Origin of the sequence: Mycoplana sp. BE70 (assembly GCF_031455855.1) — a bacterium.
In the GTDB taxonomy this organism is placed as follows: Bacteria; Pseudomonadota; Alphaproteobacteria; order Rhizobiales; family Rhizobiaceae; genus Mycoplana.
The window spans coordinates 13,288-30,002 of record NZ_JAVDTM010000004.1 but is presented as its reverse complement, the minus strand read 5'-3'; the positions used below and the strand labels follow the sequence as shown (position 1 = coordinate 30,002).

The 16,715-nt window shown below is 64.2% G+C and carries 14 protein-coding genes and 1 riboswitch; of the genes, 9 read left to right on the top strand and 5 right to left on the bottom strand.

The genetic code is table 11. The features are described from left to right. Window positions 1–135: 135 nt before the first annotated feature. From bmt to J2Y48_RS08635, 5 genes are all read right to left on the bottom strand, one after another. Window positions 136–1,155, bottom strand: coding sequence for a betaine--homocysteine S-methyltransferase (gene bmt, locus J2Y48_RS08655; protein ID WP_310415828.1), 1,020 nt, complete (start codon window positions 1,153–1,155; stop codon window positions 136–138). A 173-nt stretch (window positions 1,156–1,328) separates the two neighbouring features. Beyond that, window positions 1,329–2,381: a glycine betaine/L-proline ABC transporter ATP-binding protein gene (locus J2Y48_RS08650; RefSeq protein ID WP_310415825.1), complete on the bottom strand. Its 1,053-nt coding sequence runs from the start codon at window positions 2,379–2,381 to the stop codon at window positions 1,329–1,331. Beyond that, window positions 2,374–3,282, bottom strand: a complete 909-nt coding sequence (locus J2Y48_RS08645; protein ID WP_310416773.1) for a proline/glycine betaine ABC transporter permease — start codon at window positions 3,280–3,282, stop codon at window positions 2,374–2,376. The genes J2Y48_RS08650 and J2Y48_RS08645 overlap by 8 nt, the downstream gene beginning before the upstream one ends. A 189-nt stretch (window positions 3,283–3,471) precedes the next feature. Further along, complete coding sequence (locus J2Y48_RS08640; protein WP_310415822.1) at window positions 3,472–4,470, bottom strand: ABC transporter substrate-binding protein; 999 nt, start codon at window positions 4,468–4,470, stop codon at window positions 3,472–3,474. A gap of 594 nt (window positions 4,471–5,064) precedes the next feature. Beyond that, window positions 5,065–5,208, bottom strand: coding sequence for a hypothetical protein (locus J2Y48_RS08635; RefSeq protein WP_310415819.1), 144 nt, complete (start codon window positions 5,206–5,208; stop codon window positions 5,065–5,067). A gap of 232 nt (window positions 5,209–5,440) precedes the next feature. Here J2Y48_RS08635 and J2Y48_RS08630 point away from each other — a divergent pair, with 232 nt between their 5' ends. From J2Y48_RS08630 to cobO, 9 genes are all read left to right on the top strand, one after another. Then, window positions 5,441–6,901 carry a cobyric acid synthase gene (locus tag J2Y48_RS08630; protein ID WP_310415816.1) on the top strand — a complete coding sequence of 487 codons (1,461 nt, stop codon included), beginning with the start codon at window positions 5,441–5,443 and terminating at the stop codon, window positions 6,899–6,901. A gap of 184 nt (window positions 6,902–7,085) precedes the next feature. Next, entirely contained in the window at window positions 7,086–8,798 is a 1,713-nt protein-coding gene (locus J2Y48_RS08625) for a peptidoglycan-binding protein (protein WP_310415813.1), read from the top strand. Between the two features lie 82 nt (window positions 8,799–8,880). Next, window positions 8,881–9,197, top strand: a riboswitch (cobalamin riboswitch). Between the two features lie 43 nt (window positions 9,198–9,240). Continuing rightward, complete coding sequence (locus J2Y48_RS08620; RefSeq protein WP_310415810.1) at window positions 9,241–9,417, top strand: CbtB-domain containing protein; 177 nt, start codon at window positions 9,241–9,243, stop codon at window positions 9,415–9,417. Between the two features lie 10 nt (window positions 9,418–9,427). Further along, a complete protein-coding gene (locus tag J2Y48_RS08615; protein WP_310415807.1) occupies window positions 9,428–10,228 on the top strand; it encodes a CbtA family protein in 801 nt (266 codons plus the stop codon). Continuing rightward, window positions 10,228–10,755: a bifunctional adenosylcobinamide kinase/adenosylcobinamide-phosphate guanylyltransferase gene (gene cobU, locus J2Y48_RS08610; RefSeq protein ID WP_310415804.1), complete on the top strand. Its 528-nt coding sequence runs from the start codon at window positions 10,228–10,230 to the stop codon at window positions 10,753–10,755. The genes J2Y48_RS08615 and cobU overlap by 1 nt, the downstream gene beginning before the upstream one ends. A 3-nt stretch (window positions 10,756–10,758) precedes the next feature. Then, window positions 10,759–11,817, top strand: coding sequence for a cobalamin biosynthesis protein CobW (cobW, locus tag J2Y48_RS08605; RefSeq protein ID WP_310415801.1), 1,059 nt, complete (start codon window positions 10,759–10,761; stop codon window positions 11,815–11,817). A gap of 43 nt (window positions 11,818–11,860) precedes the next feature. Further along, window positions 11,861–15,658: a cobaltochelatase subunit CobN gene (gene cobN / locus J2Y48_RS08600; protein ID WP_310415797.1), complete on the top strand. Its 3,798-nt coding sequence runs from the start codon at window positions 11,861–11,863 to the stop codon at window positions 15,656–15,658. Continuing rightward, entirely contained in the window at window positions 15,655–16,041 is a 387-nt protein-coding gene (locus J2Y48_RS08595) for a GFA family protein (RefSeq protein ID WP_310415794.1), read from the top strand. The genes cobN and J2Y48_RS08595 overlap by 4 nt, the downstream gene beginning before the upstream one ends. Window positions 16,042–16,051: 10 nt before the next feature. Then, window positions 16,052–16,690, top strand: a complete 639-nt coding sequence (cobO, locus tag J2Y48_RS08590; protein ID WP_310415790.1) for a cob(I)yrinic acid a,c-diamide adenosyltransferase — start codon at window positions 16,052–16,054, stop codon at window positions 16,688–16,690. Window positions 16,691–16,715: the final 25 nt, after the last annotated feature.

Sequence of the window (16,715 nt, the reverse complement as noted above, 5' to 3'; positions counted from 1 at the left end):
TCAGGAACGTCGAAGCAAGATCTCATCCAGTGACGCGCTGCTAAAGGCGCGCCGCACCAGTATCACTTCGGATCCGATCGAAAAAGCCGCCCGCCATTTCGGCAGGGCGGCTGATTTTTGGCGTGGAAGTCGGTTTCAGGCCCGTGCGCGCCGGCCGCGTTCGCGTGCAGGCGCAGATGCGCTCTCGTTCGCCGACTTGTTCCGAAGCGGGCCGATGGCCTCGACAATCATCTCGAGCGTCGGCCGTTCGCGCGGCTCATGGGCGTCGAGCGCCTGGCGCATTGCCGCAAGGTGCTCACAGGACGTGCCGCAGCAGCCGCCGATGATGCGGGCGCCGGCGTCGCGGGCGAGGCGCGCATACTCGGCCATCAGCGGCGGGGTGCCGGAATAGTGGATCACGGCGCCGCGATACTCTGGGATGCCGCAGTTGCCCTTGACGACGATCGTCGCCGACGGGTCGGCGCCGGTCATGTCGAGCAGGGAGGAGAGAATATCGGAGGCGCCGACACCGCAATTGGCACCAACCGCGAGCGGACCCGAGCCGATGTCGCTGGCGACATCGTGAATGTCCTTCGGATGCAGGCCCATCATCGTCTTGCCGGCGGTGTCGAACGAGCCGGTATAGACGAAGGGCAGGCCGACCTTCACCGCCGCTTCGGCCGCGGCACGGATCTCCTCCGGCGAGGACATGGTCTCGATCCAGGCGACGTCGGCGCCGCCGGCCTTGAGGCCCTCGATCTGTTCGGCAAATGCGGTGACTGCGTCCTCATAGGTCAGCGCCCCGAGCGGGATGAGCAACTCGCCCGTCGGGCCGACGGAGCCGGCGACGATGACCGTGCGCGGCGCCGCATCAGCAACCGCGCGGGCGATTTCAGCGGCGCGCTTGTTCAGGTCGAAGACGCGGTCCTGCGCCTTGTGCAGCTTTAAGCGGTGGCGCGTACCGCCGAAGGTGTTGGTCAGGATGATGTCGGCACCCGCTTCTACGAAGTCCTGGTGCAGCTTGGTGATGTTTTCCGGCTTTGCCTCGTTCCACAGTTCCGGTGCCTCGCCGGCCTCCAGCCCCATGGCGAAAAGCGAGGTACCGGTTGCGCCATCGGCAAGAAGGAACGGTTTTTCCGCAAGCAGGGCCGCCAGCGCGTTCGGTTCGGTTGTCATCAGGGTCTTCCTTATCGTGCCGGCAGAGGCCGTTCGCAGGCCGAATTCGGTCATCTCGAAATGAGTTAACGATATAAAGATTTCTTTATGTTGCCGCAAGCGCGGATGCGAATGAACAACGGAAAAAGGGCGCTACGTTCGCGCGCCCTTTCATTCTTGTCCAAGCGTGCAGTCTATGCGGCGGCTTGCGCATGCGCCTCGTGGCTGGTCGGCGTGACCATGGCGGCGATGATCGCGCCCAGCGTTATCGCGCCGATCGGTCGGCCCGTTTCGTCGACCACGTGGGCAACGTCCTGGTTGGTGACGGTCATGGTGCGGGCCGCGGCTTCGAGCACGGTGCCCTTGGCGATGGGGGCGCCTTCCGGGTTGCCCGACAGGGGTGCCATGATCGTCTCGACGTTGATGACGCGGCCGCGGTTCACCTCCTTGACGAAGGCGGTGATGTAGTCGTCGGCGGGCTGCAGCACGATATCCTGGCCGGTTCCCTGCTGCACCACCTTGCCGTCGCGCAGGATCGCGATCTTGTCGCCGAGGCGCAGCGCCTCATCCAGGTCGTGGGTGATGAAGACGACGGTTTTCTTCAATTCCTTCTGCAAGTCGAGAAGGACCGACTGCATATCGACGCGAATGAGTGGGTCGAGTGCGGAATAGGCCTCGTCCATCAGTAGGATTTCGGCATCGTTGGTCAGCGCGCGGGCGAGGCCGACGCGCTGCTGCATGCCGCCGGAGAGCTGGTTGGGATAGTGGTTTTCGAAACCGGAAAGGCCGACCCGGTCGATCCAGTAGCGGGCGCGCTTTTGGCTCTCCGCTGTCGGAATTCCCTGAATCTCAAGGCCATAGACGGTGTTTTCAATCACGGTCCGGTGCGGCAGCAGCGCAAACTTCTGGAAGACCATCGCCGTCTTGTGGCGGCGGAAGGCGCGCAAGTCGCTTTCGTTCATCCGACAGATGTCGACGCCGTCATAAAGCACTTCGCCGGCGGTCGGCTCGATCAGGCGATTGATGTGGCGGATCAGCGTCGATTTACCGGAGCCAGACAGGCCCATCACCACCATGACGCCGCCGGCCGGCATGGATATATTGATGTCCTGCAGGCCAAGAACGTGGCCGTATTTCTCGTTCAGTTCGGCCTTGCCGAGGCCGTTCTTCACCATCTCGATATAGTCCGCCCCGCGAGGGCCGAAGATCTTGTAGAGATTTTTCACTTCGATTGCATGACTAGCCATGGACGACCTCCGAATGCTTTTGCAGCCGCTTGCCGTAGGCCTGGCTGGTTCGATCGAAAATAATGGCGATCGCGACGAGCGCGAAGCCGTTGAGAAAACCGACGGTGAAGAACTGGTTGTTGATGGCGCCCAGCACGTTCTTGCCCAGACCGCCGACGCCCACCATCGAGGCGACGACGACCATGGCGAGCGACATCATGATCGTCTGGTTGATGCCCGCCATGATCGTCGGAAGCGCAAGCGGAAACTGGACGTTCTTCAGCTTCTGCCAACTGGAGGAGCCGAAAGCGTCGGCTGCCTCCAGGACCTCCTTGTCGACAAGCCGGATGCCGAGATTGGTCAGCCGGATCATCGGCGGGATCGCATAAATGACCACGGCAATCATGCCGGGCACCTTGCCGATGCCGAAGATCATCACCACCGGGATAAGGTAGACGAAGCTCGGCATCGTCTGCATCACGTCGAGGATGGGATTGACGAATGACTGGACCCGGTCGAAGCGCGCCATGAGAATGCCGATCGGGATGCCGAGCAGGACGGCGAAGATCGTGCATACGGTCGTCATCGCAAGCGTCACCATCGCATCGTTCCAAAGGCCGAAAAGGCCGATGAGAACCATGGCGACAGCGGCGCCGAGCATCACCTTCAGGTTCCGACTGCCGACGTAGACGATTGCCAGCATCAGCACCAGGATGAGAGGCCATGGAGAGGTGACGAACAGGCGTTCAAGGAAGTTCAGAAACACTTGCAGCGGCTGTACGGCCGAATCGATGACCGACGCGTAGGAGCGCACGAGCCCCTTGAAGCCGTCGTCAATTGCCTTGCGTCCCTCGCGAATCGTGGAATCGCTCAGTGCGGGAAACCTGCAAAGCAATGCTGGCATGTCGTCGCACAATGCCATCTCGATCCCCTTGTCCTGCCGGGCATCGCCGTCGCGCCTGCCCCGCCGCAGTGCCGGATGCGTCATGGACGCTGCGTTTGTTGTCGTTCATTCCGGCTTGCCGCAATCTTGTCACATGAAGCCGATTCCTTTCATGTGCTGTTTGCGACTTTGATTTTTCTCTCCCCGTTTCCGTCATGAGCAACCGGCTCAGAGGGCGGATTTGACCTTTTCGGCGACCTCCGGGGCGACCCAGGTCGTCCAGAGTTCCGGATAGGTTTTCAGAAAATACTTCGCTGCGTCCTCGTTTGTTCCCTGGTTGTCGCCCATCCAGGCGAGGACCTTGCTGACCGTCTGGTTGTCCCACTTGCGCGTCTTGACGTAATCCATGGCAACGCTCGCTTTTTCTGCGAACTGCTTGGTCACGATCGTATAGACGCTGGCGACAGGATAGCCGTTCACCTTCGGGTTCGGGCAATCCGGAATGGCGGTGCACGAATCCCATTCCTTTTTGTCATGCTCGACGCCGAAGGGCAGCTTGATCATCTCGTACTTGCCCAGGATTGCCGTCGGCGCCCAATAGTAGCCGAGCCAGCCGACCTTCTTTTCGAAGGCATTGGCGATCGATCCATCCAGCCCGGCAGCCGAGCCGGTGTCGACCAGGTCAAACCCCTTCTGTTCGGCGCCGAGCGCCTTGTAGAGATTGGCGGTGGAAACCTGGCAGTTCCAGCCTGCAGGACAGTTGTAGACGGCGGCGCGTGCCGGGTCTTCCGGTGCGGGGAACAGTTCTGGGTGCGCCAGGGCGTCCTGGACCGTCTTGATATCCGGATGCGCGTCGGCGAGGAACTTGGGAATCCACCAGCCCTGTACGCCGCCCTCGGACAGCAGCGGCGCGGCCTGGATAAGGCGGCCTTCGGCGAGCGCGGCGTCGAGCGCGGTTCGCACCGAATCCACCCAGAATTCCGGGGCCATGTCCGGCTCGGACTTCTCATTCATCGATGCAAAGGTCGGCATCGTGTCGCCGGTCACAAGGGTGACCGTGCAGCCGTAGCCGTTCTCGAGAATGATCTTGTCGACCTGGGCGGCGACACCCGCCGATGCCCAGTTCATTTCTGCAATGGAAACGCTGCCGCAATCGGCAGCCTGTGCGGACCCGGCGCCGGCATAGAGCCCGGCGGCTAGGATGGTTGAAGCGAGCAGCTTCCTCATGGTCTCAAGACCTCCCAGTTTCGATGCAGCAAACCATCTGGAGCAGCGGCAGGGCTCTGCGTTTCCTGTGCTGCCCGGTCGTCACAAGCGTCAGGCCGGGGGCCGATAAGCGCGTCAGGCAGGTCGATACCCTGCTTGCGGCGACACCCATCTTATGCCGTTCGGCGAAATCGAACCTGTCACCGGCCGATCGTGTCCTTATCGCAGTCGTCAGCGTAAGGATTCCAGCATAGAAATCAACCTCGCTGCCGCTGGGACGTCGATCCGGCGCGGTTATGTTCGCGGCATAGCGGCGGCGGCGGCGAAAATGACCTCATCCGCCAACAAAAGTGCGCAATTCATCTTTGCTTAAGCTTTCAATAACGTTCCGGTAACGATGTGCGGCTAATTGTGTCGTCACGGCAGCCAAGCTACTGCCTGTCCCCGGATCAGGTAGTGCGTACCGGGGGCGAGTATCGCCGGTGCGTATCCGGCGTTGTCCGTGTTTCGGACCAGCCGCGGGCAAAACTGCACTGCGGCTTTTTCTTTGGTTCTTGCGCAAGGAAAAGCGCCCTCCCGACCGGGCAAGGGCGCCTCGGTGCAATCGCTTCCGTGTCAGCCGACATTGCCTGTGCGGATGAGGCGCAGCGGGCCAAACGGTGCGTCGGCGACCAGATTGCGCACGCGCGACTGGCTTTCCGGCATGCGGCCATTCCATGCGATCTGAACGAAATTCGGTTTGCTGAAGATGTACAGCATGGTCTTGGTCCTTCTCGCCGTCGGCGCATCAGAGTCGCATTCAGGCGGTGATATACGCTGGAGAATTGCTGAAATCGCAACCGTTTCCGGCGTCGGATGTCGTAAATCGACTACCGTCGGCGCGGTTGTGCCCGTTGCGTGCCGACGAAGCTGGTCCGCGGTGGCGGATCGCGGTCGTGAGGCGCCGTTTTCAGGACTTTGCGCTCAATGGACACGATGCTAGTGAAGGCGCATGACACGCAAGATCATGTTGCAGGGAACCGGCTCCGATGTCGGCAAGACGGTGCTGGTCGCGGGCCTGTGCCGGATCGCCTCGAACCGTGGGCTCAAGGTCAGGCCGTTCAAGCCGCAAAACATGTCGAACAACGCCGCCGTTTCGGCCGACGGTGGCGAGATAGGCCGGGCACAGTGGTTGCAGGCGATGGCGGCACGCGTGCCGTCGACGGTGCACATGAACCCGGTTCTGCTCAAGCCGCAGTCCGACACTGGCAGTCAGATCGTCGTTCAGGGCAAGGTGTTCGGGCAGGCGAAGGGCCGGGATTACCAGGCACTGAAGCCCAAGCTGCTCGGCGCGGTGATGGAGAGTTTCGAGGCGATCAGTGAAGGTGCTGACCTGGTCGTCGTGGAAGGGGCCGGCTCGCCCGCAGAAATCAACCTCAGGGCGGGGGATATCGCCAACATGGGGTTTGCGACCCGGGCCGGTGTGCCGGTGGTGCTCGTCGGCGACATCGATCGCGGTGGCGTCATTGCCTCGCTGGTCGGGACGCATGCGATTCTGCCCGAAGAGGACCGTTCGATGGTGACGGGCTACCTCATCAACAAGTTCCGTGGCGACGTGACGCTGTTCGATGACGGAATCCGGGCGGTCGAGGTGCATACCGGCTGGCCCTGCTTCGGTGTGGTGCCGTGGCTGAAACATGCCCGCCAACTGCCAGCGGAGGATTCGGTGGTGCTGGAGCGGCTGGCGACGGGGCGGGCGCGGGCGCTACGGGTGGCCGTGCCGGTGTTGTCCCGCATCGCCAATTTCGATGATCTTGATCCGCTGCGTCTGGAGCCCGACGTCGATCTCGTCTTCGTCCGGCCGGGCGAGCGCATACCCTCCGATGCCGGTCTCGTCGTTCTTCCCGGTTCCAAATCCACCATCGCCGACCTGAATGACCTGCGGGCGCAGGGCTGGGATCGCGACATGGAGCAGCACAACCGTCGCGGCGGACGTATCATCGGAATATGCGGGGGCTACCAGATGCTTGGCCGGCGCGTGAGCGATCCGCTCGGCATCGAGGGCAGCGAGCGAGAGATCGAAGGCCTTGGTCTGCTGGACGTCGAAACCGTGATGGCGCCGGAAAAGACGGTGCGCAACAGCGCTGCGCATTCGCTTCACTACGGCGTGCCGCTTGAGGGCTACGAGATCCATCTCGGCCTGACCACCGGCCCGGACTGTGCCCGGCCCGCCGTGGAGATCGACGGCCGGCCGGACGGGGCGACGTCTCCGGACGGGCGCATTTTCGGCACCTACCTGCACGGTCTTTTGTCGAGCGATTCCTTCCGGGCCCGCCTTCTGGCGGAATTCGGGATTGCAGGTGGCGGCTTCGACTATCGCAGGGCGGTCGATGAGGCTTTGGATGGAGTGGCGGCCGAACTTGAGGCCGCGCTGGACCCGCGATGGCTGGCTCGGCTTTTGCAATGTGATTGAGTTTTCCCGATTAAGCGACTTTCGCCAAACGTCAGTAACTGCAGGTATCCATGCACTGCCGGCTATTGGTGGGCAGGGAAGGCGGGATCAAAGTTGTGCCGGAATCTGATGCCATGGCCTTGATTGGCGTTCAGTTGGGGCTAGCGTGCGGAGGGTGCTTCCGCAGCGATCGAAAGGGAATTTGATGACCAGCGCGCGTTTTGCGAAACTCGGATTGGCTAGCTTGCTGGGGCTCGCCGTCGCCGGCGGACCAGCGGTGCAGGCGGCTGAAACGCAACCGCCTGCCAGCGCATCCAAAAAGTGGGAATCGGAATTTTCGCTGTGGCAGAAGATTTCGGCCAGCAGCGATCCGGCGGGATATGAAAGCTACCTGAAGCAGTATCCGAACGGCACGTTCGCCTCGATGGCCCGAATTCGCCTTGCCGAATTGAACGCCGCCGGCGTCGCCAAACCCGCCAAGGAGGCGGAGGGATCCGCGCAAGGGACAGCCGCTCCTTCCGCGAAGGAAAAGGCCCAATCAGACCAGAAGGCCGCCGAGGCTGCACGACTGAAAGCCGAGGAACAGGCGAAGATTGCCGCCGAGAAGGCAAAGGTCGAGCAAGAAAAGCTTGCCGTCGAGGCAGAGCGCAAGCGCCTGGAAGAAGCTGAGCAATTGCGCAAGGAAGAGCAGGCGCGCGCGGAAGCGGAAGCCAAGCGGGCCGCAGAGGCGAAGGCTGAGGTTGAGCGCCAGGCAGCCGAGGAGGCTGCTCAGGCCGAGCGATTGAAGGCGGAGCAGCAGGCGCGGGCCGAAGCTGCGCGCCTGAAGGCCGAACGGGAGGCCAAGATCGCCGAGGAAGCAAGGGCGAAGGCAGAAGCGGAGCAGGCGGCCGCCGAGGCCGAGCGCAAACGCATCGAGGCGGCGGCGGAAGCCGCGCGGATCAAGGCCGAACAAGCCGTCCAGGCAGAAACCGAGGCCCGGGCCAAGGCGGATGCCGCAGAGGCGGAAAGGGCAAGGGCGGAGGCGGCGCGGGATGCAGCCGAAGCCGAACGGGCCAAGGCCGAAGAGGCCGCAGCGGCCGCGCGACAGAAAGCAAGCCAAGCTGCGGACGGCAACACCGGGGCGACCGTGCCCCCCGATTTCCCTGCCGGCACGCTGGATGCCAAGGCACCTTCCACCGAGCCGGACAGTTCGACTGCGGCCACGGCGACCAAGGCTGAGGCCGATGAGGCCGAGCGCCTTGCCCGTCGCGAGGACAACAGCTGGAGCCGGGCCGTTCTCAATGGTACGGCCAGCGCAATCGAAAAGTATCTCGACGAGTTTCCGAACGGCCGCTTTGCGGCGGAGGCACACAAGCGATTGGCGGCTCTCGGAAAGCAGACGAACGACGGCGCGACAGCGGCAGGTGATGCAAGCGTTAACGACGTCGTCACCGAGAAGCCTGTCGCAAAGCAGCAGTTACAGTCGAAAACGACAGTTTTTGAAACCTCGCCCGATGTCCGGGAGGCTTACCTGGAGCCGGGAACCCGTATCCAGTCTCAGCGTTGGCTGAACGTGCTGGGTTACGACACGGGCGGTGCGGATGGCGTGTTCGGCCCGCGAACCCGATCGGCGATCGCGGCATGGCAGCGCTCGCTCGGCCAGCGCGCAGACGGCTATCTGACCCGCAAGCAGTTCCGACAGTTGCGCGAATCGGGCCAGTTCGCCGAGCAACGCAGTCGCCAGCGCGTCGCGCGGCAGCGCTACCAGACGGATCGCTATTCCAACGACGGCTATGGCGTGTACGACGGGCCGGTGGACGGCTATCTGGAAGGGCCTGTCGGCGGCTACTACGAGGGGCCGGTCGATGGATACTATGAAGGGCCGGTGGACGGCTATTACGGCCGCCCGCGTCGTGGCTGGGGCGGGCCCGGATACTGAGGCCCCGGACGCCCGTCCTGACGCCGGTATTCGGAAGATGGATGACGCGGACGGTCGATTGACTTCGGCAACTGTCAGGCATATTCATCGCCTATTGGATGGCGCGCCGGTCCGGAAACGGACGGGCGCGTAAATGGGAATGTGACGGGGTGGACCCAACCAGGGCGCTCCAATCACGGCCGACCCCGCGACTGTAGAGTGGCGAGGCCTATCCAGCCGATCGGAAACGACCGGCAAAGCCACTGGGTGGCGGCATGATGAACCGGGGTCTGGACGCCTCTATCTCTACGAATCGTCCGCCTCTCATGCCGCTTTTTCCCGGGAAGGCGAGGGTAGCCGCCGGCGCAAATGCGCCTGACGCCACGAGCCAGGAGACCTGCCTCCAATGAAGGGCATAGTGCCCGCCCTGGGGATGTTCCCCGTTGCCAGCACGGAGGTTGTCATGGCTGCTCACGTTTCTTCTTCTGTTTCCCTGTCTCTCAACGATCGTCTCTATGCCGGTCTCGTTGCGCTTTTGCTCGGCGGTTTTCTGGTGTTCGGCGCAGGCCTCGCCAATTCGTCGGTCCTGCACGATACCGCGCACGACACGCGCCACTCCTACGGCTTCCCCTGCCACTAAGGGGGGTGACATGATCGTCAAATATCTCCTGGCCGCTCTGGTGGCCGGGTTGTTCTCCGGCGCCCTGATGACGGCCGCCCAGGAGGCGCGAGTGATTCCGCTCATTCTTCATGCCGAAGAGTATGAAGGCGGCGAAGCTGCGCCTGCTCCGGCCGGTACGGAAGTCCAGCCCACCGAAGCCCAGCCCGAGGCGACGCAAGAGCATTCCGCGCTCGGCGTCGGCGCGGTTCTGTCCGAAATCGCCGGCTATCTCTCGCCGGTTTCGGTCGCCTACGCGCACAGCGGCGAGCACGGTGAGGACGAGGGCGGCATCATGTTCGGCATGAGCCGGTTCTCCGGCACGCTGCTTGCCAATCTGGTGGCGGGGGCGGGCTTTGCCCTGCTTCTCGCAGGCTTCAGCCTCGTGACCGGCAACCCGATCACGGTCGCAAACGGCGCTCTCTGGGGGGCGGCCGGCTGGCTTGCCGTGCATCTGCTACCGGCCATCGGCCTGCCGCCGGAGCTTCCGGGCTTTCCGGCAGCCGACCTTGCCGAGAGACAGGTCTGGTGGCTTGTGACGGTGGCGCTATCGGCAGGCGGTCTCTACCTGCTGATCCTGAAGGATGGCCTGGGTGCCAAAGTTGCCGGTATCGCCCTGATCGCGGCCCCGCACGTCTACGGCGCGCCGCAGCCGACGGATCTGGCTAGCAACGTGCCGGCCGTCCTCGGCGCCGAGTTCGCCGTCGCGGCCCTCGCCACGACGTTGTTCTTCTGGATCGTACTCGGCCTCTCGCTCGGCTTTGCCAACGAGAAGATCGTCAAGGCAGCCTGATGAAAACCGTATCGCCCGGAGCCGTCCTGGTTCTGGGCGGTGCCCGTTCCGGAAAATCCGCATTCGCGGAAAGACTGGCTGCGGAAACCGGCGTCTCGAAGCATTACATCGCGACGGGCAGGGCCTGGGACGATGAAATGCGCGAGCGCATCGAGCAGCACCGGGCGCAGCGGGGCAGCCACGGCTGGGTTACGCACGAGGAGCCGCTGGCGCTGCCGGAGCGCATCAACGACACGGCGCGCAAGGATCGGGTCCTGCTCGTGGATTGCCTGACGCTTTGGGTGACGAACCTGATGCTGGAAGGGCACGACATAAAGGCGGCCTTCGACGATCTTGCCGCGGCGATCGTCACCACGCCCGGCCGGGTGGTGTTCGTCTCGAACGAGGTCGGCCTTGGCATCGTGCCGGACAACAAGATGGCGCGCGAATTCCGCGACCATGCCGGCCGATTGCACCAACAGGTGGCCTCGCTTGCCACCGAAGTCTATTTTGTCGCGGCAGGCCTGCCGCTGAAAATGAAGGGTTGAGCCATGCTCCAGCAGAAGATTCCCGCCACCGTCATCACCGGCTTTCTCGGCGCCGGCAAGACGACGATGATCCGCAACCTGCTGCAGAACGCCAACGGCAAGCGGATCGCACTGATCATCAACGAGTTCGGCGACCTCGGCGTCGACGGCGACGTGCTAAAGGGCTGCGGGGCCGAAGCCTGCAGCGAGGACGATATCATCGAGCTGACCAACGGTTGCATCTGCTGCACCGTTGCCGACGACTTCATCCCGACCATGTCGAAGCTGCTCGAGCGCGAGAACCGCCCGGACCACATCGTCATCGAGACGTCCGGCCTGGCGCTGCCGCAGCCGCTTGTCGCCGCCTTCAACTGGCCGGAGATCAAGACGCAGGTGACGGTCGACGGCGTTATCACCGTGGTCGACAGCGCGGCCGTTGCCGCCGGCCGGTTTGCCGATGACCACGACAAGGTCGATGCATTGCGGACCCAGGACGAGAACCTCGACCACGAAAGCCCGCTGGAGGAGCTCTTCGAGGACCAGTTGACTGCCGCTGACCTGATCGTCCTCAACAAGACCGACCTGATCGATGCCGCCGGCTTGAAGGCGGTCCGCGAGGAGGTTGCTTCCCGTATCACCCGCAAGCCGGTGATGATCGAAGCGCGGAACGGCGATGTCGCCGCGGCCGTCCTGCTCGGCCTCGGGATCGGCACGGAGGACGACATTGCCAACCGCAAGTCGCATCATGATCTGGAGCACGAGAACGGCGAGGAGCACGACCACGACCATGACGAGTTCGAGAGCTTCGTCGTCGAACTCGGCGCCATCGCCGACCCGATAGGTTTCGTCGAACGGCTGAAGGGCGTGATCGGCGCGCACGACATCCTGCGGCTCAAGGGTTTTGCCGACGTGCCCGGCAAGCCGATGCGCCTGCTGATCCAGGCGGTCGGCAGCCGCATTGACCAGTATTTCGAGCGCGCCTGGCAGGCCGGCGAAACGCGCGGCACGCGTCTCGTCGTCATCGGCCTGCACGACATGGACGAAACCGCCGTACGCGCCGCAATCGCCGCCGCGGCGGCCTGAGGGGGCGGACGATGCCGACGCGTTCGGCGGAAGGGAGGCTGGCTTGCATCTCCTTCTAGCGCAAAAGGGTACGATCGCCGACGGCAAGGAGGCGATCGATCTCGGTCAGTCGCAGGGCGACATTCTGTTCCTCTCGGCGGCCGATACCGAGCTTGCTTCGATTGCGGCGGCGCATCGTGGCCGCGACGTGTCGACGCGATTGCGGCTTGCCAGCCTTGCCTCGCTCGCCCATCCCATGTCGGTCGATACCTATGTTGAGCGCACGGCGCGGCATGCGAAGCTGATCGTCATCCGCGCGCTCGGCGGCGCCAGCTATTTCCAGTACGTGCTCGAGGCACTGCATGCGACCGCGGTGGCGAACGACATCACGCTGGTGGCCCTGCCCGGTGACGACCGGCCGGACGACGGGCTTGTGCAATTCAACCGCGTGACCGAGGAGGACCGGCTCCGGCTGTGGGCCTACCTCACGGAGGGCGGGGCGGAAAACGCCGCCCGCTTCCTCGACTATGCCGACGCGTTGGTGTTCGGCGGGGACAAGCCTTCTCCGGCGGAACCGCTGGAAAAGGCCGGGATCTGGTGGCCCGGTCGGGGTGTCATCGACGTCGAGACTTGGAAGAGGCTTTCGCTGGGAGCCGCCGCTTCCGACGATCCGGAGAAGCCCGTGGTCGCGATCAGCTTCTATCGCGCCTATGTGCAAAGCGGCGAGACCGGGCCGGTCGAGCTGCTGATCGAGGCGCTCGCGGCCGAGGGCGTGCGGGTGCTGCCGCTCTTCGTCTCCAGCCTGAAGGATCCCGCCTCGATCGAAGTGGTGCGCGCCGCCTTCGCCGCCGCCCAGCCGGACGTGGTGTTGAACGCCACCAGCTTTGCAGTCTCCGCGCCCGGCGGCAGCCGCAAGCCGACGGTGCTGGACGAGACGGGCGCGCAGGTGCTGCAGGTGATCTTTTCCAGTTCCTCGCATGACGCCTGGCAGGCCTCCGCGCAGGGACTGACGGCCCGCGATCTCGGCATGAACGTGTCACTGCCGGAGGTGGACGGTCGGGTGCTTGCCCGGGCTGTCTCCTTCAAGGCCGCCGCGCGCTGGGACGCTGCCGTGGAGACGAACATCGTCAGCCTGGAGCCGGTCGAGGATCGCATCCGCTTCTCGGCGAAGCTTGCCGCCAATTGGGCGCGTCTGCGTCGGGCCAGGACGGACGAGCGCCGCATCGCACTCGTCATGGCGAACTACCCCAACCGCGACGGCCGGCTCGGCAATGGTGTCGGTCTCGATACGCCGGCTGGAACGCTCGAAATCCTGCGTGCGATGAAGGCGCATGGCTATGCGGTCGGTGATCTGCCGGCCGACGGCGATGCGTTGATGGGCCACCTGATGGCCGGTCCGACGAACTCGGCCGGTGAAGATCGCGAAATCCGCGAGACGATTTCGTTGAATCAATACAGGTGCTTCTTCGCTTCTCTTCCGAAGTCGATGCAGGACGATGTGATCGCCCGCTGGGGTGAACCGGAGGACGATCCCTTCATCAAGGGGGACGTCTTCGCCCTGCCGCTGACCCGTAGCGGCGAGACGCTTGTCGGCATCCAGCCCGCGCGCGGTTACAACATCGACCCGAAGGACACCTATCACTCGCCGGACCTCGTGCCGCCGCACGGCTATTTCGCCTTCTACGCCTACCTGCGCGAGGTCTGCGGCGTCCACGCGATTGTCCATGTCGGCAAGCATGGCAACCTCGAATGGCTGCCGGGCAAGGCGCTGGCCCTGTCGGAGACCTGCTATCCGGAGGCGGTCTTTGGTCCGCTCCCGCATCTCTATCCCTTCATCGTCAACGATCCGGGCGAGGGCACGCAGGCAAAGCGCCGTTCCGCCGCGGTCATCATCGACCACCTGACCCCACCATTGACGCGCGCCGAAACCTACGGACCGCTGAAGGACCTGGAGGCACTGGTCGACGAGTACTACGACGCCTCCGGCGGCGATCCCCGCCGCATCAAACTTCTCAGCAAGCAGATCCTCGACCTCGTCCGCGACATCGGTCTCGACCAGGACGCCGGCATCGCCAAGTCGGACGGCGAGGAGGCGGCGCTGCAGAAGCTCGACGCCTATCTTTGCGACCTGAAGGAAATGCAGATCCGCGACGGCCTGCATGTCTTCGGCGTCTCGCCGTCGGGGCGGCTGCTGACCGACCTGACGCTGGCGCTGGCGCGGGTTCCGCGGGGGCTGGGCGAGGGCGGTGATGCCAGCCTGCAACGGGCCATCGCGGCGGATGCGTTTTCCAGCGGTGACAAGGTGCGGGAAGCAATCGAGGCAGCTTTCGCCTTCGACCCGCTCGACTGCGTCCCCTCCGACCCCTGGAGCGGTCCACGGCCCGAAATTCTCGGGGAACAAACCGACGCACCCTGGCGAACCGCCGGCGACACGGTCGAGCGCATCGAACTGCTGGCGGCGAAGCTGGTAAGTGGCGAACTGCCGTGCCCGGAGGGCTGGACAGCCACCCGCGCCGTCCTCGACCAGGTAGGCTCCTCGATACGGCCTTCCATCGAAGCCTGCGGCGCAGCGGAGATGGCGGCGCTGATGCGGGGCCTTGACGGCCGCTTCGTCGAGCCGGGTCCCTCCGGCGCGCCGACGCGTGGCCGGCCGGACGTGCTGCCGACCGGGCGCAATTTCTATTCCGTCGACAGCCGCGCCGTGCCGACGCCGGCCGCCTGGGAGCTCGGCAAGAAATCCGCCGAACTGCTCGTGACCCGCTACGCGCAGGATCACGGCGAGTGGCCAACCTCGTTCGGCATCACCGCCTGGGGCACGTCGAACATGCGCACCGGCGGTGACGACATCGCCCAGGCCTTAGCGCTGATCGGCGCCAAGCCGCTCTGGGACGCCGTGTCCCGCCGCGTCACCGGCTACGAGATCGTCCCGCCTGCGATGCTGCGCCGGCCGCGCGTCGACGTTACGCTGCGCATTTCCGGCTTCTTCCGCGACGCCTTCCCGGAGCAGATCGCGCTGTTCGACCGGGCCGTGCGCGCCATCGGCGCCCTCGATGAGGACGGCAAGGACAACCCGATCGCCGCCCGCATGCGCGCCGAGGCGGCGAGCCTGGCCAGAGACGGTGCCAGCGAAAGCGAGGCGCGGGCGCAGGCCGGCTATCGTGTCTTCGGTGCCAAGCCGGGCAGCTATGGCGCCGGCCTGCAGACGATGATGGACGAGGGGCTCTGGAAGGATCGTGGCGATCTCGCCGAGGCCTGGCTGGCTTGGGGGGCACATGCCTATGCCGGCGAGGGCGAGGACGTTTCCAGCCGCGACCGACTGGAGGCGCGGATGAAGAGCCTGCAGGCGATCATCCAGAACCAGGACAACCGCGAGCACGACCTGCTCGACAGCGACGAGTATTACCAGTTCGAGGGCGGCATGGCGGCGGCGGTGGCGCACCTCACCGGCGCTCAACCGACCGTCTACCACAACGACCTGTCGCACCCGGAAAAGCCGGTGGTGCGGACGCTGGAGGACGAGATCGGCCGGGTCGTGCGGGCCCGCGTCGTCAATCCGAAATGGATCGACGGGGTCATGCGCCACGGCTACAAGGGCGCGTTCGAGCTGGCCGCGACGGTCGATTTCATGTTCGCATTCGCCGCCACGACCGGAGCGGTGAAGGATCACCATTTCGAGGCCGTCTATCAGGCCTACGTTCTTGATGATCGTGTGCGCGATTTCATGGCGGAAAAAAATCCATCGGCCTTGAAGGAGATGTGCGATCGGCTGATCGAGGCCATCGAGCGTGGCCTCTGGTCGCCGCGCTCGAACTCGGCCCGGTTCGAGCTGGAGAGGATCGCCGACAAGAGGAGGGCGTCATGACCGAGCTTTCCGGCCGTTGCCTGTGCAAATCGGTGCGCTTTCGGGTTTCCGGACCCGTCATCCGCACCGGGCATTGCCATTGCGAGAGCTGCCGGCGGGCGACCTCGTCGCCGGTGACGAGCTTCTTCTGCGTTGCTCGGGAGAACGTTGTTTTCGAAGGCGCGGCGTTGCGTCACTACGCCTCCTCACCAGGCGTATCGCGCGGGTTCTGCGGCGCATGCGGCTCGCCGATGAGTTACGAGACCGACGACCGGCCCGACGATATCGACCTGTATGTCGGCGCGCTTGACGACGCGTCGGGGCTGACGATCACCCAGCACTGGTTCTGGAGCGAGCGGGTCCAGTGGCTCGCCTGCGACGATGACCTGCCAAAGCATGATTGAGGAGCATTCGATGAGCGACACGGAAACCGAAACCGGCATGACTGAGGCCGAACTCGCCCGCCACTCCGAAAAGATGGCGAAGAAGAAGCAGGCGCGCGAGAAGATCATGGCGACGAAGACCGACGAGAAGGGCCTGGTCATCGTCCACACCGGCAAGGGTAAGGGCAAGTCGACGGCCGGCTTCGGCATGATCTTCCGCCATATCGCCCATGCCAAGCCCTGCGCGGTCGTGCAGTTCATCAAGGGGGCGATGGTGACCGGCGAACGCGAACTGATCGAGAAGCACTTTTCCGATCTTTGCCAGTTCTACACGCTCGGCGAGGGCTTCACCTGGGAAACCCAGGACCGCGCCCGCGACATCGCTATGGCGCAGAAGGCTTGGGAGAAGGCCAAGGAATTGATCCGCGACGAGCGCAACTCGATGGTGCTGCTCGACGAGATCAACATCGCGCTGCGCTACGACTATATCGACGTCGCCGAGGTCGTCGAGTTCCTGTCGACGGAAAAACCGTACATGACGCATGTCGTTCTGACTGGCCGCAACGCCAAGGAGGAACTGATCGAGGTCGCCGACCTCGTCACCGAGATGGAACTGGTGAAGCACCCGTTCCGTTCCGGCATCAAGGCCCAGATCGGCGTCGAGTTCTGAGATCCGTTTAGCGTGTAATGCCCCT

Bases quoted from the DNA above. Each gene is read 5' to 3' on its own strand.
- bmt (WP_310415828.1), bottom strand. From the start codon at position 1,155: ATGACAACCGAACCGAACGCGCTGGCGGCCCTGCTTGCGGAAAAACCG.
- J2Y48_RS08650 (WP_310415825.1), bottom strand. From the start codon at position 2,381: ATGGCTAGTCATGCAATCGAAGTGAAAAATCTCTACAAGATCTTCGGC.
- J2Y48_RS08645 (WP_310416773.1), bottom strand. From the start codon at position 3,282: ATGGCATTGTGCGACGACATGCCAGCATTGCTTTGCAGGTTTCCCGCA.
- J2Y48_RS08640 (WP_310415822.1), bottom strand. From the start codon at position 4,470: ATGAGGAAGCTGCTCGCTTCAACCATCCTAGCCGCCGGGCTCTATGCC.
- J2Y48_RS08635 (WP_310415819.1), bottom strand. From the start codon at position 5,208: ATGCTGTACATCTTCAGCAAACCGAATTTCGTTCAGATCGCATGGAAT.
- J2Y48_RS08630 (WP_310415816.1), top strand. From the start codon at position 5,441: ATGACACGCAAGATCATGTTGCAGGGAACCGGCTCCGATGTCGGCAAG.
- J2Y48_RS08625 (WP_310415813.1), top strand. From the start codon at position 7,086: ATGACCAGCGCGCGTTTTGCGAAACTCGGATTGGCTAGCTTGCTGGGG.
- J2Y48_RS08620 (WP_310415810.1), top strand. From the start codon at position 9,241: ATGGCTGCTCACGTTTCTTCTTCTGTTTCCCTGTCTCTCAACGATCGT.
- J2Y48_RS08615 (WP_310415807.1), top strand. From the start codon at position 9,428: ATGATCGTCAAATATCTCCTGGCCGCTCTGGTGGCCGGGTTGTTCTCC.
- cobU (WP_310415804.1), top strand. From the start codon at position 10,228: ATGAAAACCGTATCGCCCGGAGCCGTCCTGGTTCTGGGCGGTGCCCGT.
- cobW (WP_310415801.1), top strand. From the start codon at position 10,759: ATGCTCCAGCAGAAGATTCCCGCCACCGTCATCACCGGCTTTCTCGGC.
- J2Y48_RS08595 (WP_310415794.1), top strand. From the start codon at position 15,655: ATGACCGAGCTTTCCGGCCGTTGCCTGTGCAAATCGGTGCGCTTTCGG.
- cobO (WP_310415790.1), top strand. From the start codon at position 16,052: ATGAGCGACACGGAAACCGAAACCGGCATGACTGAGGCCGAACTCGCC.